The sequence below is a fragment of the Streptomyces sp. adm13(2018) genome (genome assembly GCF_008042145.1).
In the GTDB taxonomy this organism is placed as follows: domain Bacteria; phylum Actinomycetota; class Actinomycetes; order Streptomycetales; family Streptomycetaceae; genus Streptomyces.
Window position 1 is genome coordinate 89980 of sequence record NZ_RDBH01000140.1, and the last position, 15800, is coordinate 105779.

Below are 15800 nucleotides of genomic sequence, written 5' to 3' on the forward strand. Positions count from 1 at the left end.
GGGGACGTGCGATGACGACGTCGGGGTGTCGCCGCTGCGGCGGAGGCTTGCGCCGGTCCTCCCATTCCGGGGCGAGCCAGTCGAAGACCAGGTGGTTGTGCCGGCGGCCTTCCTTCAGGTCGACCTCGCGGAAGAGGCCCTGGTGGCTCATTCCGAGACTGACGTAGAGGCGCCTGGCGCTGGTGTTGTCCTCCCGGCACATGCACCAGAACCGGTGCCGCCCGAGGTCGTCGAAGCAGAAGGCCGCGGTGAGTTGGGCCGCTTCGGCGCCGGCGAGGGGCAGGTTGCGCGCCCTCGGGTGCAGCACGAGCGAATGGACGTACGCGCTGCTCCTGCCCTCCAGGTTCACGGCCACGCTGCCGACGAGGACGTCGTCGTGCTGGGCGATCGCCAGGTGGTAGGTCCTGCGGTCGGGCGCGGCGGCCGAGAGCCGGGCTTGGCGGAGGGCTTCCGCGGCCTGCTGCCGCGTCATCGGTTCCGCGGTGAGGAAGCGCGTGGCGTCGGGGTCGCCCCACATCTCCGCCGCCCGGTCGAGGTCGTCCTCCGCCAACTCCCGCAGTACGACGAACCGTCCGCGCCGGTGCGCGGCCGCCCTAACCACGGGCGACCGGCCTGCGGAGGCACGGGAGTGGCGTCATGTGAGCTGCTCCAACCGTTCGGACGCGTCGAGCGGACGGCAGTGCGGGACGGTCTCGCCACGGTCGCCGAGGTGGGAGGCCACGATCTGCCCGTACAGGTCGGGGCGTTCGACGTGGATCATGTGGCCCGCGTCCTCGACGACGGTGAACCTGCCGTGCGGGTAGCCCATGGCCAGCCGGTGGGCTTCGTGGGGTGGCGTCAGGATGTCGTTGACCCCGGTGAAGACCAGTACCGGCGCTTCGGGCAGGGACGGTGCCGGGAGGGTCGTCGGGAACCACTGGCGGTAGAGGTGGCTTCTCAGGTCTTCCATGACGGCGGGGTCGAGCGATCCGATCCGGTCCCGGAACTGCGGTACGGGGCCTTGGTGCCCTGTCGCGTCTTCGTTCGCCGCCGGGCCGAAGAACAGGCGGGTCGCCACGTCGAGGAGTGTGGCGCGGTCGCCGCGGTCGCTGGCGACCTCGGCGCTCTGGAGCCCGGCCTTGAGCTGCGGGCCGGGCCAGGGCCCCGCGCACACGCCGGAGAGGACGACCCGGCGGACCTCCGGCCGGGCCTCACGCAGCATGTGCTGGACGACGAAGCCGCCGAGGCACTGGCCCACCAGGTCGTAGCGCGCGAAGCCCAGGCGGTCCACGGCCTGCCAGGCCGCCGCGGCGAGGAAGGAGGCGTCGTAGGACGCGGGCAGCGGGTCGGCCGCGCCGAAGCCCGGCAGGTCCACGGTGACGACCGTGGTGCGGGGCGGGAGGGCCTTCTCCAGTCTCCGGGCCCATCCGTGGTTGCGGTGCAGCGCGCCGCCGAAGAGGAAGACGGGTGCGGCGGTGTGATCGGGCCGGCGGTTGACACGGCAGGAGTAGCGGAAGCCCTCGTGCTCGAGCCGCAGGGTCTCCTCGCTCACCGGACCTCCCCGGGGGCGGACGGTGCGGCGGTGGCGGCGGCCGGCGCGTGGCGGCGGGCGGTCGGTTCCCAGGATGCGGCCGCACGGGGGGAGCGGCAGTGCCGTGTGGGCATGCGGGTGACGCTGGGGACGTTCATGCAGCGCCAACGAAAGTGATCCACAAAGGGATACGGGTGGCCGGTGTCCAGTCCTCGCCACGCTCGGTGATCTCGCCGCGGGGACGAGGCGCCGCGGAGTGTGACGACGAGGCCCTAGGCCGGGCTGGTGGCTCCCGTCAGGGACAGCAGGGCGGTGATGCGCTTGCCGTCCGGTCTCGGCTCTATGGACAGCCGGTCGGCGAGGGCCTGGATGATCTCCATGCCGTGCTGGCCGATCCGGCCGGGGTCGACGCCTCGCACCGCCGGGACCGCGGGACGGGTGTCGCACACGCTCACCTCCACGCTGCCGGCGTGGATCCGCAGCTCCATGAGGACGGGGCCGGGAGCGTACTTGTGGGCGTTGGTGACGAGCTCGCTCACGACGAGTGCGGTGAGGTCGCGTACGCGCTGCGAGATCGGCAGGCGGTGCCGGGTTCCGGCCTCACCGAGGAAGGTCGCCGCGTGGTGACGGGCGTCGGCGATGCAGCCGGCGTCGTTGCCGTCGAGCGCGTAGGAGGCACAGTGCACCCGTCTGTCCGCGTGTCCGAGCTGCACGGTGTCGTTCGTGCCTTCGAGGGGTTCCACTCGCCTGCTCCGTCCTCTGCCCCGTCCACGCGCGCCGCCGCCGCGTGTCCGTTCGGCCGCCGGAGCGGCCCCGTTCTCGGGGGACCGTCCTGGTGTACGCGGCCTGCGCCGGTGGGGCAGAATCACCGGCGGGCCCACGCCCCGGTAGGTAAGAGTAGGCGCTGTGAGGGAGATGATGACCAGCAACGAGCAAGCGGACCGGACCGGCCGACTGTCCGTACAGCACCGTGTGGCCGACGGGGTCCGTGTGGTGAGTCTGACGGGAGAGATCGACCACACGACCAAGGACGTCGTGCGGGACGCTCTCCAGGCACGGGAGGAGACGTCACGCGTCGTGGCGGATCTGGAGCACGTGACCTTCCTGGACTCCAGCGGCATCAACGTCCTGATCTATGTGAACCAGCATCTTTCGGACGTGGGCGGATGGCTGCGGGTCGCCGCGGCGACACCGTCCGTGAACCGTGTCATAGAGCTGGTCGGCATCGACGCGGTCATCCCCTGTCACCGCAGCGTGGAAGAGGCCCTGAACAGCTGACGCGCCCGGAAGGGCCGGGCTCAGAAGGCGTAGCGGACCCGCAGCCACGGGGCGTGCTCCTGGATCAGTCGGATCAGGGTGTCGACGGCCTCGGCCTTGGTGGCGACGCGGTAGCGGACGTTCCAGCTGCCGTTCTCCGAGCGCTTGGGCTGCTGGATGTCCTGCCGCCACAGGACGTCCTCCGCGCGCGGGTGCCAGCCGAGGTTGACCTGGTGCAGGTCCTGGTTGTGGGTCAGCAGGATGATCTCCGCCGCCGCCTGGTCCTTCACCCGCCGCGCGAGCACGTCGTCCATGGTCCGCAGCAGGTCGGCCCAGGCCTGCTCCCAGCCGGGGCGGATGACCACCGGGGAGAGGTTGAAGTGGACCTCGTACCCCGCGTCCAGGAAGTCCGCGGCGGCAGCGAGGCGGTCCGCGACGGGACTGGTCCGGATGTCGAGGAGCCGGGAGTCGTCGGGCGGCATCACGGAGAACCGGATCCGGGTGCGGCCCCGGGGGTCGAGCCGTAGCAGGTCCGGGTTGACGAACTTGGTCGCGAACGACGCCTTGGCCGTGGGCCAGCGCCGGAACGCCCGGATCAGGTCCGCGGTGTTGTCGCTGATGAGGTCGTCGACGGAGCAGTCTCCGTTCTCTCCGACGTCGTAGACCCAGGCGTCCGGGTCGCACTGGTTCGGGGTGTCCTTGGGCCCCGCCTTCGCGATGTGGCGGCCGATGGCGGCGAGGACGCGATCGACGTTGGTGAACACGGTGATCGGGTTCGCGAACCCCTTGCGGCGGGGGACGTAGCAGTACGCGCAGGCCATCGCGCAGCCGTTGGAGAGGCCCGGGGCGATCCAGTCGGCGGAGCGCCCGTTGGGCCGGACCCCGAAGGACTTCCGCTCGCCCAGGACCAGGGTCTCCCGCTTGACCCTCACCCATCGCTCCACCTGGCCCTCGTTCCCGTGCAGGTGCGGAATGCGCCAGTGGGACTCGGTCTCGACGACCCGGGCCGAGGGGAACCTCGCGATGATCTGCCGCCCCCGCAGCGAGTCCGCGGCGGCGGGCTCGGCGTAGATCCGCTCCACGTCGAGCAGCCTGCGGGCCGTGGGCTCCTCGCGGAACCGGCGGTCGGCGGCGGCCTCCTCCGGCGCGGCGGCGGCCGCGAGGTCGCCCATGCTGAACAACCCGTCGGGCTCGTCGCCCGGCTCTCCGCCACCCTGCCGCATCCCGCGCCACCGCCCTCGTGCCATCCGCCGTGCCCGCGCGACCGCCCGGATGCGGCGGTCGCCCGGACGTCTGACCCCACCCTACGGAGATCGCGGGGGCCGGCCCGCGGGGACGCCGGGACTGCCCTCCCGCGTCGTGACATCACCGCGGAGATCGAGGGTAGGGAGGCGGGACGGTGTCTGCGCGCCGGTCTCCGGGCCGTGCGCCGGCGGCTGCGCGGGGCGGGGAGTGCGGGTCGGACGCGCACGCTCAGCTGGGCTTTCGGTGCCGTATTGTCGACCGGGATAGTTGAGGCTTTGTGGGATGCGGAGGGGTACTGGGATGGACAGCGCGGATGCGAAGCGGCTGCTGGACCTGATGTCGTCACGTCGTGCCGATTTGCTCGCGCGGTGGGAGGAGGACGTCGCGCGTTCCCTGCACGGCCGGCTGAGCACCGTCGAGCTCGGGCGCGAGCTGGGCGAGCTGTACGACGCGATCACCGAGGCCCTGGCGACCGGTGGGTTCTCCGGCCGCGGCGAGGGCTACACGGTCGTGCGCAGTCTGCTCGTCGAGCTGTCGCGCAGCCGTGCCCGGCAGGGCTTCACGCCCTCCGAGACCGCGGTGAGCGTCTTCGCTCTCAAGCGGGTCGTGGAGCCCCTGCTCGTCGGCGGCTCCGCCGACGACGTCCACGGTTACCTCGAGTTCGCGCGCCTGCTGGACGATCTCGGTCTGTTCACCATGGAGGAGTACGCGCGGACCCGCGAGGAGATCATCTCCGCGCAGTCCCAGCAGCTGCTGGAGCTGTCCACCCCCGTGGTGAAGCTGTGGGACGGGGTCGTGGGCGTACCGCTCGTCGGGACGCTGGACTCCGCCCGTACGCAGGTGGTCATGGAGAAGCTGCTCCAGGCGCTGCTCGACTCCAACTCCGCTCACGCGATCATCGACATCACCGGTGTCCCCGCCGTCGACACCCAGGTCGCGCAGCACCTCCTGAAGACCGTCGTGGCCGCGCGGATGATGGGCGCGGAGTGCGTCATCTCCGGCATCCGGCCGCAGATCGCGCAGACCATCGTGGGGCTCGGCATCGAGTTCGGCGACATTCCCACCAAGGCCACCCTGGCCGACGCCCTGCGGCACGCCCTCACGGAGATCGACAAGGCCGCCGCGACCCGTGCGGAAGGTCTGCTGTGAGCGATCGCGTACCGGTCCTGAAGATCGGGGACGTCCTCCTCGTCTCGATCCAGCTCGACCTGGAGGACCAGATGGTCCTGGACCTCCAGGACGACCTGTCCCAGCAGATCGTCGCCCACTCCGCGCGTGGGGTGATCATCGACATCTCGGCGCTGGAGATCGTCGACTCCTTCGTCGGCCGCATGCTGGCCACCACCGCGGCGATCTCCCGGGTCCTGGGCGCGGAGACGGTCGTCGTCGGCATGCGCCCGGCCGTGGCCATGACCCTGGTGGAGCTCGGACTATCCCTCAAGGGCGTCCGGACGGCGCTCAACCTCGAACTGGGCCTGGGGTACCTGCGGCGTTCCCAGGCGACACGGCCGGGCAGCCGGTGAGAGAGTATCCGGCCGACGCGGCCACCCGGGAAGAAGTCCTGATCCAGGCCAGCGGTGACGTGGTCAAGGCGCGTCAGGCCGTCCGGCTGCTGGCGCAGCAGGCGGGCCTGTCGCTCGTCAACCAGACCAAGCTGGTCACCGCGGCGAGTGAGCTCGGTCGCAACACGCTGATCTACGGCGGCGGCGGGCAGGCGCACGCGGCCGTCGTCCGCGACATGGCGCGGGTCGGGGTGTGGGTGCGGTTCGTCGACACCGGCCCCGGTATCGACGACATGGAGCTGGCGCTGACCGACGGCTGGACCTCGGGCAGCGGCATGGGCCTGGGGCTCAGCGGGGCGCGGCGCCTGGTCGACGAGTTCGAGCTCGTCTCGGTGCCCGGTGTCGGTACGACGGTGACCGTGCTGAAGTGGGCACGGTGAACCCGCCCGCCGTCGGCGCGACCACCGAGGCGGAGGACGTGGTCTGGCTGCGTCTCGACACCGCCCTGGGGGCCGTCGCGCGCAGGGAGGCCGCTCGCCTGGCGCACCGCGTCGGCATGTCCGCGGACCGTGTCGCGGAGGTGGAGCTGGCGGTGACGGAGGCCGCCACCAATCTGCAGAAGCACGCCCGGGACGGGGCCCTCGCGCTTCGGGTGGTGACCCTGCCCGACCGCGCGGCCGTCGAACTGCTCTCCCTCGACAGCGGTCCGGGGATATCGGACCTGCGGAGCGCGCTCCTGGACGGGACGTCGAGCAGCGGGACCCTCGGGGTCGGCATGGGGGCGATCGCGCGGTCCGCCGACGCGTTCGACGTGTACTCGGTGGCGGGCAGCGGCACGACGCTGCTGGCCCGCTTCTGGTCGGTGCGTGAGGACGACGGGTCGGCCGGGCCGGAGCCCGCCGTGGCCGGGCTGACGCGGCCGATCAGCGGGGAGACGGTGTGCGGGGACAGCTGGTCCGCGCGTACGGACCTGGCTGAGGGCGGCCCCGTCGTCACCGCGATGCTGTGCGACGGTCTCGGGCACGGGCCGCTGGCGGCCCTGGCGGGCGAGCGGGCCCGGGCCGCGTTCCGGGCGAACGCCCACCGGTCGCCGCAGGAGATCCTGCGGGCCATGCACCTCCAGCTGAAGGGGACCCGGGGCGCGGCCGTCTCGGTGGCCCGCGCCGACTTCACCCGGGGCACCGTCGAGAACTGTGGCGTGGGCAACATCAGCGCCTGCGTGGTGAACGGCGACAAGCGGCAGGGGCTCCTCTCCCTGCCGGGCATCGTCGGTCACCAGATGCCGGCCCCGCGCAGCTTCCAGGGGCGCCTCGACCCCGGTGCCGTGCTCGTCCTGCACTCGGACGGGCTGAGCGACCGCTGGTCGCCCGCCGACTTCCCCGGCCTGTTCCGAAGGCGCCCCTCGACCATCGCCGGTCACATCCTGGCCCAGGCCGGCGTACGGCGGGACGACGCCGGAATCCTCGTCGCCCGGGCGGCCACTCCGTGAGACCGGTCGATCCGTACGACGTGGGCGGCTGCACACTGTCCGTCGACAGGGACGTGTTTGAACTCCGGCGTCAAGGACAGTCGCTGACCAGAGCCCTGGGACTGGAGGGGCACGAACGAGTCCGCGTGGTGACGGTACTGAGCGAGGTGGCACGTGATCTGTTGGGATCCCCGGAATTCCGGGTCCTCCTGCGGGCGGCGCCCGGCTCCGGCCAGGCCGCGCAACTGGTCGCCCGCTTCACCTGGTCCGGCGCACGCCGCCCCGACGCCTCGACGCTGCGGGCCGCCGAGCGGCTGCTCGACCGGTGCACGTACACCACGTCGGAGGAAGGAAACACGCTGACGGTGGGACAGCGACTGCCTTCCTCGCAGGACCTCTCGCGCGAGCGTCTGGAGCGGATCCGCGAGCAGCTCCACGGTCCGTCCGAGTTCAGCATGACCGAGGAGCTGCGGTCGCAGAACCGGCTGCTCCTGCAGGCTCTCGAGGAGTCCAGGGCGCAGAAGGAGGAGCTGCAGCGGCTCAACGCGGAGCTGGAGGAGACCAACAAGGGTGTGGTCGCCCTGTACAGCGAGCTCTCGGCCGAGCTGGAGGAGACGAACACCGGTGTCGTCGCGCTCTACGCCGAGCTGGAGGACAAGTCGCGTCAGCTGCGGCTCGCCAGCGAGGCGAAGACGCGGTTCTGGGCGAACGTGAGCCACGAGCTGCGCGCCCCGGTGAACTCCGTCATCGCGCTGGCCCGGCTTCTCCTGGCGCCCGACGCCGATCCCACGACCGAGGAGCAGCGTCAGCAGCTCTCCTTGATCGCCGGCTCCGGGAGCACGCTGCTGGCTCTCGTCGAGGAGCTGCTGGACGTCGCCAAGGCCGAGTCGGGGCGTCTCGAACCCTCGGCCGTGGACACGGATCTGCGGACGATGCTGCACCAGCTCCGGGGGACGCTGGGGGGCATGGCCCACGAGGGTGTCCGCCTCGACATCCCCGATCTCGCCGATCCCCCGTACCTGGTCACCGACGACGTCATGCTGACCCGTGTGCTGCGCAACGTACTGTCCAACGGCCTCAAGTTCACGACCGAGGGCGAGGTCCGGCTCACCGTCGAGTGCGAGGAGCGGGACGGGGCGAGCTGGCTCGCCTTCACCACGACGGACACCGGCATCGGCATTCCCGTGGACGAGCAGGAGCAGGTCTTCGAGGAGTTCTACCAGGTCCGGGGGACGCATCAGCGCGGGCATTCGGGCACCGGACTGGGACTGCCGTACGCGCGCAAGCTCACCGCGATCCTCGGTGGCACGCTCTCGCTGAGCAGCGCACCGGGCGAGGGAACCGTCGTCCGGGTGGAGATCCCCGCACGTCTCGACGCCCAGGGCGGGGATCCGGCCGGGCGCGGGGGGCCCGGGGAGCCGGAGGCCGGAGCGTCGGCGGCGCTGGGTTCGCTGGTCGTCGTGGACGACGACGCGACCTTCCTCGACCTGCTGCGCCCGACGCTGGCGAGCGTGGCCCAGGACGTCACGGAGATCGCGGACAGCGCCCGTGTGCTCGACGTCGTCCGCGGCTCCCCGCCCGACGCGATCCTCGTCGACCTCGTGATGCCCCCGCCCGACGGGTACGCGCTGCTCACGGCCCTGGCCCGGGACCCGCTGACCGCCCGCATCCCCGTCGTGGTGCTGACCTCCAGCGATCCCGGCGAGGTGGACCGCACCCGGCTCACGCACGCGCGGTCCGTGCTGAGCAAGACGCACCTGACCCGTGAGCGCATCCTGCTCGCCCTGGGCCTCGCTCCGTCCCCCACCGGCCGGACGACCCCGGTGGACGACGCCGCCCCCGAGAGATGAAAGACCACCGCGTGATCCCCGATCCGTCCAGTCCGGACTACTCGGACAACTCCACCGCGACCGTCCTGGTCGTGGACGACAACCCGACGAACCGCTACGTGCTGCGGACGACCCTGTCCCGTGCGGGCCACGAGGTCGTCGAGGCCGAGGACGGCACCCAGGCGCTCGCGATGCTCCGGACCGGGGCGTCCCTGCCGGAGGTGACGATCGTCGACGTGCGCCTGCCCGACATGACCGGCTTCGACGTGTGCGAGCGGATCAAGGGCGACCCGGCGACCGCGGCGCTCCCCGTCATCCACGTCTCGGCGTCCGCGATCACCACCACCGACCGGACCCAGGGCCTCAACCGTGGTGCGGACGCCTATCTGACGGAGCCGATAGCTCCCGACGAACTCCTCGCGACGGTCGGGGCCACCCTGCGCTACGCCCGCGCCCGTCGGCGGGCCGAGCGGCTCGCCGACCGCCTGCTGCACCTGAACAAGGCCACGCTCCAGCTCTACAGCGCGGAGGACGCCGCCGAGGTCGCCCGGGCGGCGGCCGAGGGCGCGGCCGTCGTGCTGGGCACCACCGCCGTCGCTGCTCTCGTCTCCCCGCACGGCGACCCCCTCTCGGCGACCGGGAAGGGCGGCCCGGGCCGGCCCGCCGGAGTCCTCCCCGGCGTCGCCGAGGACGGGGAGCCGGTGCCGGAGGGCGGCGCCCTCGTCGACGTACGGAAGCTGTCCCTGGCCAAATCCCTCGGCGACCGCGCCGGCTCGCGCCTCTTCTCGATGGAGGCCGACGCCTGGCCGGGCTTCCCCGCCGAACACGCGGGAAGCGGACTCGTCGTGGCCGCTGCGCGGGCCAAGCCGGGCCGGCCGCCGGTCTGCCTCGTGGTCCCCGCCGACGCGGTCACCACCCCCGACGACTCCCAGCTCCTCACCCAGCTCGCGCAGGCCTGCGCACTCGCCCTGGAAGCCCTGCGCAGCTACACCCAGGAGCACGACCTGGCCCTGACCCTCCAGCGGAGCTTCCTTCCTGACTCCCTGCCGCGGTCCGTCCTGGCCGAACTCGCGGTGCGCTATCTGCCCGCCAGTGAGCACGCCGAGATCGGCGGCGACTTCTACGAGGCCCTGCCCACCCGGGGCGGGCTGCTGCTGGCCGTCGGCGACGTCGCGGGGCACTCCCTGGACGCCGCCATGCTGATGGGACAGGTCCGGCACGCCCTGCGGGCCTACGCGATCGAGGGCCACTCGCCGCAGGCGATCCTCGAGCGGGTGGAGAACCTGCTCGCCGCCGTGGAGGCCCGCCTCACGCTCACCCTCTGCATCGTCTTCATCGAGGCGAGCACCGGGACGCTGCACATCTCCAACGCGGGCCATCTGCCGCCGCTGCTCCGCTCCCCCGACGGCGGCGTGCGCTTCATTCACGACCACGGTCCGCTCCTGGGCCTGGGGCTTCCGCAGCCGGCCCCGGTCCAGGTGGCGGCGGAGCCGGGCGCCGTGCTCGTCATGACCACGGACGGGCTGATCGAGCGCCGTCACGAGGACATCGAGGCCTCCCTGAAGCGTCTGGCGGGCGCGCTCGGCGAGCTGCCCACCGACGTGGAGGACATCTGCGAGGGGCTGCTGGCCGCGTTCCCCCCGGACGGCGAGGACGATGTCGCGCTCATGGCCGCGCGCGTGACGGGCCCGCCCTGCTGACGGTCCCGCCCGTGTCCTCAGGAGGTGGGCCGGCCGAGGGCCTCCTCCACCGTCGGCACCAGGGTGAAGACCTGGTCCAGGCCCATGATTCGGAAGACGCGCGACAGGTCGTCGTTCACCCCGGCGATCTCCAGCGCGCACCCGGCGGCCCGCGCCCGCTGGTAGGCGCTGAGCATGACGGTGATGCCGGTGGAATCGCAGTACATCAGCTCGGTCAGGTCGAGGACATACCGCGTTCCAGGAGCGAATCCCTGCTCCTCGAAGGCGCCGGAGAGGAGCGAAGCCGAGTGGTAGTCGAGATCCCCGCTCACGACGAGGACGCGGGCACCCGAAGCGTCGTCCTGCGTGCTGACGGTGAGGACGTGGTTGGTCACCGGATCTCCTGTGCGGCTCAGGGCGTACGGATGGCGCGGGTGCGGTACCGCCTGTGCAGTGGCCGGGGAAACTCTGCCACGCGAACCGTGTACCCACACCAGTCTGTGCAATTGCAGGCTTATCCTACGGATCATGCGACGATCTCGCGGTGCCCGGCCCCCGCGGCACGCCGCGGCCGGCCATCCCGTCCCGACGCGCCACGGCACGGCCCGGGAGAACACCGGTCCCCGGCCGTGACCGCCGGGATCCGAGAAGCAGGGGCGTGCCCGCCCGCACACAGGAGGTCGGCCACCCGTGAGCGATGACAGCGACGAGACCCGGACCCCGCGGACCCCGGTGCACGAGGTGTTCGCGGCCGACGAGGCGATCGGCCGGGACCTCTCGGCGGTCGACTGGGACGCCACGCCCCTGGGCGCGCCGGAGACCTGGCCGCAGAGTCTGCGCACCGCGGTGAGCATCCTGTTGTCGTCGCGGTTCGCGATGTGGATGGCCTGGGGTCCGCGGCTGACGTTCTTCTGCAACGCCGCCTACCGTCGCGACACGCTGGGCGGCAAGTACCCCTGGGCTCTGGGCCGCCCGGTGAGCGAGGTGTGGGCCGAGATCTGGCAGGACGTCCGCCACCGCGTCGAGCACGTCCTCGCCGGCGGCGAGGCGACCTGGGACGAGGGGCTGCTGCTGTTCGTGGAGCGCTCCGGCTTCGCGGAGGAGAGCTACCACACCTTCTCGTACAGCCCGCTCCACGACGACGAGGCCCGGGTGGCCGGTGTGCTCTGCGTGGTCAGCGAGGAGACCGACCGGATCATCGCCGAGCGCCGTATGAGCACGCTGCGCGACCTCGGTTCGGACCCCCGTGCGCTGCTGACCGAGCGCGAGATGGTCGCCTTCGCCGGGCGACAGCTGGACCGCAACGACAAGGACCTGCCCTTCACCCTCACGTACCTCTTCGAGGACGACGGCTCGGCCCGGCTGGCGGCGGCCAGCGGCATCGCGGCCGGACACCCCGCCGCTCCCCCGCGGCTGGAGGCCTCCGACGCCTCGGCGCCCTGGCCGCCGCAAGGGCCCGGGCAGCAGGCTCCGGCGCTGGTCGCGCTGGACGGTCCGGCGCACACCGACCTGCCCGCGGGAGCGTGGCCCGCCCCGGCGACGCACGCCCTGGTCCTCCCCCTGCTCGGGCAGGGCACCGCCCCGTACGGCTTCCTGGTGGTCGGCCTGAACCGCTACCGGCCGCTCGACGACACCTACCGGGCCTTCCTCGAACTCGTCGCGGGCTACCTCGCCGCCGGGATCTCCCATGCCCGGAGCTACCGGGCCGAGCGGCAGCGGGCGGAGCAGCTCGCCGAACTCGACCGCGCCAAGACGGCCTTCTTCGCCAACATCAGCCATGAGTTCCGGACCCCGCTGACCCTGATCATGGGCCCTGTGGAGGAGCTGCGCGCCCTGGCCGCCGATGCGGGGACCGCCATGAGCGCCGAGCTCGACATGGTCCACCGCAACGGGCTGCGCCTGGGCAAGCTCGTCAACACCCTGCTGGACTTCTCCCGCATCGAGGCGGGGCGCATGCGGGCCCGCTACGAGCGGGTGGACCTGGGGACGGTCACAGCAGACCTCACCAGTGTGTTCCGCTCGGCCGTCGAGCGTGCGGGGCTGGGCTTCCGGGTCGACTGCGCCCCGCTGGACGCGGCGGTGTACATCGACCGGGACATGTGGGAGAAGGTGGTGCTCAACCTGCTGTCCAACGCGTTGAAGTTCACCTTCGAGGGGACGATCGACGTGTCGGTGCGGGCCGAGGGCGAGGAGGCGGTGGTGAGCGTCACGGACACCGGCGTGGGTGTTCCCGCCCACGAACTGCCCCGCCTGTTCGAACGCTTCCACCGCGTCGAGAACAGCCGCGCGCGCTCCGGCGAGGGCAGCGGCATCGGGCTCGCGCTCGCCCGGGAGCTGGTGGCCCTGCACGGCGGTTCGCTCGACGCGCGGTCCGTGGAGGGACAGGGAAGCAGCTTCACGATCCGCCTGCCCCTCGGCGCCGCGCACCTGCCGGCGGACGCGGTGGTTCTTCCGGACGCACAGGTACGGGCTTCGGCGGACGGACCGGACTCGGCTGACGGGCCGGCCTCGGCCGGCGTACGGGCCCCGGCGGACGTACGGGCGGAAACGCGCCCGACACAGGCGACCGGAAGTGCGGCGGAGCCGTACGTCCTGGAGGCCATGCGCTGGCTCGGCGAGACGCCCGACTCCGCGCCCGCCCCGCCCGGCTCCGCCGGGTCCACCGCGCGGCCGGCGGGCGCCGAAGCCCCGGCGGCGCCCGTCGTCTCCCACGTCCTCGTCGCGGACGACAACGCCGACATGCGTGAGTACCTCGTACGGCTCCTGTCCGGCGCCGGCTACGCGGTCCGTACGGCGAACGACGGGCTCGAGGCACTCGCGGCGATCCGCGCCCACACGCCCGACCTGGTCGTCAGCGACGTGATGATGCCCCGCCTGGACGGACTGGGACTCGTCGGCGCCCTGCGCGCCGACCCGCGTACCGCCGCGGTCCCCGTCCTCCTGGTGTCCGCCCGCGCCGGCCAGGAGGCGTCCGTCGAGGGGCTCGGCGCGGGCGCCGACGACTACCTCGTCAAACCCTTCGCGGCCGGCGAGCTGCTGGCCCGCGTACACGCCCATGTGGAGCTCGGACGGCTGCGCAACCACCACGCGCGCTGGCGGACCGCGCTCGTCGACTCCCTGCAGGAGGCGTTCTTCGTCTGCGACGAGACGGGCGCGGTCGTCGAGCTGAACGCCGCCTTCACCGGCATCCTCGGGTACGGGCCGGAGGGTCTCCCCTATCCTGCCGCTCCCCCGTGGTGGCCCGACGCGCAGACCGCCCCGGAAGAGCGGCGCGAGGTCGAGACCGCCTTCGCCCGGCTGACGACGACGGACCGTTCCCCGGGGCCTTCGACGCTGCCGCTCACCCACCGCGACGGGCACCGGGTCTGGGTGAGCGTCGCGGGCACGCGGCTCCAGGACCCCGACACCGGCCGCCGTGTCTTCGCGGGCACGTTCCGCGATGTCACGGCGGACCACTACGCCGGCCTGCGCGAGAGCGCGCTGGCCGCCGTCACCGCCCGCATGTCCCGGGCCGTGAGCCCGACGGACGTACTGGACCGCGCCCTGGGCGCGCTGCGGGATCTGTGGCAGGCCCGGCGCGTCACGGCCGTCGTGTTCACCGACGACGGTGTGCCCACCCTCGTCAGGGAAGAGAAGAACCACGAGGAGAGCGACGGGGCGGAGCCCGGCGCCGCGTCGCGGGGGCTTCTGTCCGCCCTGCGGGACCAGCCCCCGCTGACCCCCCTCACGACCGACGCCGGTACGGGCATCCTGCTGGAGCACCCCGAAGGCCTGCTGCTCCTCCGGGTCACGCCCGCTCGGGACCGTCCCTTCACCGGCGAGGAGGAGCTGACGCTGTCCCTCCTGGGCGGACACCTCGCCCAGTCCCTGACCCGTGCCCACCAGATCGACCAGGAACGCCGGACCGCGATCGCGCTCCAGGAGTCGATCCTCGGCCCCTCGCAGGTGCCCGAAGGCTTCGCGGTCCGCTACGAGCCGGCGAGCCGACCGCTCAAGGTCGGCGGCGACTGGTACGACACCTTCCCGCTGCGCGACGGCCGGACCGGCATCGTCGTCGGGGACTGCGTCGGGCGGGGTCTCGCAGCCGCCACGGCGATGGGGCAGCTGCGCAGCGCGTGCCGGGCGCTGCTCATGCAGAGCGCGGAGCCCGCGGAGGCGCTGTCGGCTCTGGACCAGTTCTCCACCGGCATCCCCGGGGCCTTCTGCACCACCGTGTTCTGCGGGGTGCTGGACGGCGCGGGCAACCTGACGTACTCCAGTGCCGGTCATCCTCCGGGCCTGCTGGCCCTCCCGGACGGCACCACCCGTCTCCTTGACCAGGGCCGGTGCCGTCCGATCGGTGTCGCGGTGGGCCGGCCCCGCCCGTCGGCCGTGTACGTGATCCCGGCCCGCTCCACCCTGATGCTGTACACCGACGGCCTCGTCGAACGCCGCCGCGTCCCTCTGACCCGGGGCATCGAGAAGGCCGGGCGAGCGCTCCGGGACGGCCGGGACGAGAACCTGGATCTGCTGGCGGGGGGCCTGATGGGGGAGTTGGCGCCGGAGGACGGCTACGACGACGACGTCGCCCTGCTGCTCTACCGCCGTCCCGCTCCGCTGAGCATGACGTTCCCCGCCGAGTCCGGGCAGCTCGCGCCGGTACGCCAGGCGGTGCGCGGCTGGCTCCAGGAGTGCGAGCTGCCCTCCGAGACCGCGCAGAACGTGCTGGTGGCGGCGGGAGAGGCATGTGCGAACGCGATCGAGCACGGCCACCGGGACGCGCCCGGTGACGCCGTGCACCTGCGGGCGGAGGCCACGGCGACCACACTGCGGCTGACGGTCACCGACACCGGCCGCTGGAAGACACCGGCACCCGGGGCGCATTCGCTCCGCGGCCGGGGCGTGAAGCTCATGCGTGCCCTGATGCACCAGGTCACCATCGTCCCCGGGCCGACCGGGACCACAGCCGACATGTATACGAGGATCACCCCATGACCACGCCTCTCACCCTCACGTCGAGACAGCGGCCCGACGCCCCCACGGTGCTGAAGGCCGTCGGTGAGATCGACATGAGCAACTCCGGTGCCCTGGCGTCCGCCCTGGAGGCCCTCCCCGACCGGGTCGTGGTCGACCTCACCGAGGTCGAGTACCTCGACAGTGCGGCCCTGAGCGTCTTCTTCGCGCACGCCGAGCACGTCGAACTCCTGGCGACCGGGCTCCTGTTGCCCGTACTGGAGATCTCCGGCCTGACCGGCCTCGTCACGGTCCGCGAGGTTCCGGCCGGCGCGGACCGCCCCGACGGGCCCCAGGCTCCGGAGGCGTGACGGACCA

14 protein-coding genes are annotated in these 15800 nt (G+C 72.5%); 9 read left to right on the forward strand and 5 right to left on the reverse strand.

What is annotated here, in order from left to right:
• From EAO70_RS27715 to EAO70_RS27725, 3 genes are all read right to left on the reverse strand, one after another.
• Positions 1 to 601 (reverse strand): GNAT family N-acetyltransferase (locus EAO70_RS27715; RefSeq protein WP_148005623.1); only part of this gene is annotated, 601 nt, incomplete at its 3' end.
• A 33-nt stretch (positions 602 to 634) separates the two neighbouring features.
• Positions 635 to 1531 (reverse strand): alpha/beta fold hydrolase, encoded by an 897-nt coding sequence (locus EAO70_RS27720; RefSeq protein ID WP_187284071.1) that lies wholly within the window; start codon positions 1529 to 1531, stop codon positions 635 to 637.
• Between the two features lie 251 nt (positions 1532 to 1782).
• Positions 1783 to 2253: an ATP-binding protein gene (locus EAO70_RS27725; protein WP_410091444.1), complete on the reverse strand. Its 471-nt coding sequence runs from the start codon at positions 2251 to 2253 to the stop codon at positions 1783 to 1785.
• Between the two features lie 172 nt (positions 2254 to 2425).
• On the opposite strand from EAO70_RS27725, the gene EAO70_RS27730 reads away from it, so the two are divergent.
• Positions 2426 to 2788 carry an STAS domain-containing protein gene (locus EAO70_RS27730; RefSeq protein ID WP_315986251.1) on the forward strand — a complete coding sequence of 121 codons (363 nt, stop codon included), beginning with the start codon at positions 2426 to 2428 and terminating at the stop codon, positions 2786 to 2788.
• A gap of 20 nt (positions 2789 to 2808) precedes the next feature.
• Here the strand turns inward: EAO70_RS27730 and EAO70_RS27735 are convergent, their stop codons facing one another.
• The gene (locus EAO70_RS27735) at positions 2809 to 3990 is read right to left on the reverse strand and encodes a spore photoproduct lyase family protein (RefSeq protein WP_187284072.1); all 1182 of its coding nucleotides are present in this window, start codon (positions 3988 to 3990) and stop codon (positions 2809 to 2811) included.
• Between the two features lie 322 nt (positions 3991 to 4312).
• On the opposite strand from EAO70_RS27735, the gene EAO70_RS27740 reads away from it, so the two are divergent.
• From EAO70_RS27740 to EAO70_RS27765, 6 genes are read left to right on the forward strand one after another with little or no spacing between them, the layout of a single operon-like run.
• Positions 4313 to 5161, forward strand: coding sequence for an STAS domain-containing protein (locus tag EAO70_RS27740; protein ID WP_148005625.1), 849 nt, complete (start codon positions 4313 to 4315; stop codon positions 5159 to 5161).
• A complete protein-coding gene (locus EAO70_RS27745; protein WP_148005626.1) occupies positions 5158 to 5535 on the forward strand; it encodes an STAS domain-containing protein in 378 nt (125 codons plus the stop codon). Before EAO70_RS27740 ends, EAO70_RS27745 begins: the two co-directional genes overlap by 4 nt.
• A complete protein-coding gene (locus EAO70_RS27750; protein WP_148005627.1) occupies positions 5532 to 5954 on the forward strand; it encodes an ATP-binding protein in 423 nt (140 codons plus the stop codon). Before EAO70_RS27745 ends, EAO70_RS27750 begins: the two co-directional genes overlap by 4 nt.
• Positions 5942 to 7003, forward strand: coding sequence for an ATP-binding SpoIIE family protein phosphatase (locus EAO70_RS27755; protein ID WP_261993085.1), 1062 nt, complete (start codon positions 5942 to 5944; stop codon positions 7001 to 7003). Before EAO70_RS27750 ends, EAO70_RS27755 begins: the two co-directional genes overlap by 13 nt.
• Positions 7000 to 8832, forward strand: a complete 1833-nt coding sequence (locus tag EAO70_RS27760; protein WP_410091447.1) for an ATP-binding protein — start codon at positions 7000 to 7002, stop codon at positions 8830 to 8832. Before EAO70_RS27755 ends, EAO70_RS27760 begins: the two co-directional genes overlap by 4 nt.
• Positions 8833 to 8843: 11 nt before the next feature.
• Complete coding sequence (locus tag EAO70_RS27765) at positions 8844 to 10511, forward strand: fused response regulator/phosphatase (RefSeq protein WP_261993087.1); 1668 nt, start codon at positions 8844 to 8846, stop codon at positions 10509 to 10511.
• Between the two features lie 17 nt (positions 10512 to 10528).
• Here EAO70_RS27765 and EAO70_RS27770 read toward each other — a convergent pair whose 3' ends face one another.
• Complete coding sequence (locus EAO70_RS27770) at positions 10529 to 10885, reverse strand: STAS domain-containing protein (RefSeq protein WP_261993088.1); 357 nt, start codon at positions 10883 to 10885, stop codon at positions 10529 to 10531.
• A 481-nt stretch (positions 10886 to 11366) separates the two neighbouring features.
• Here EAO70_RS27770 and EAO70_RS27775 point away from each other — a divergent pair, with 481 nt between their 5' ends.
• On the forward strand, positions 11367 to 15464 hold the full coding sequence (locus EAO70_RS27775; RefSeq protein ID WP_261993097.1) for a SpoIIE family protein phosphatase: 4098 nt from the start codon (positions 11367 to 11369) through the stop codon (positions 15462 to 15464).
• Positions 15461 to 15793, forward strand: a complete 333-nt coding sequence (locus EAO70_RS27780) for an STAS domain-containing protein (protein WP_148005630.1) — start codon at positions 15461 to 15463, stop codon at positions 15791 to 15793. The genes EAO70_RS27775 and EAO70_RS27780 overlap by 4 nt, the downstream gene beginning before the upstream one ends.
• Positions 15794 to 15800 lie beyond the last annotated feature (7 nt).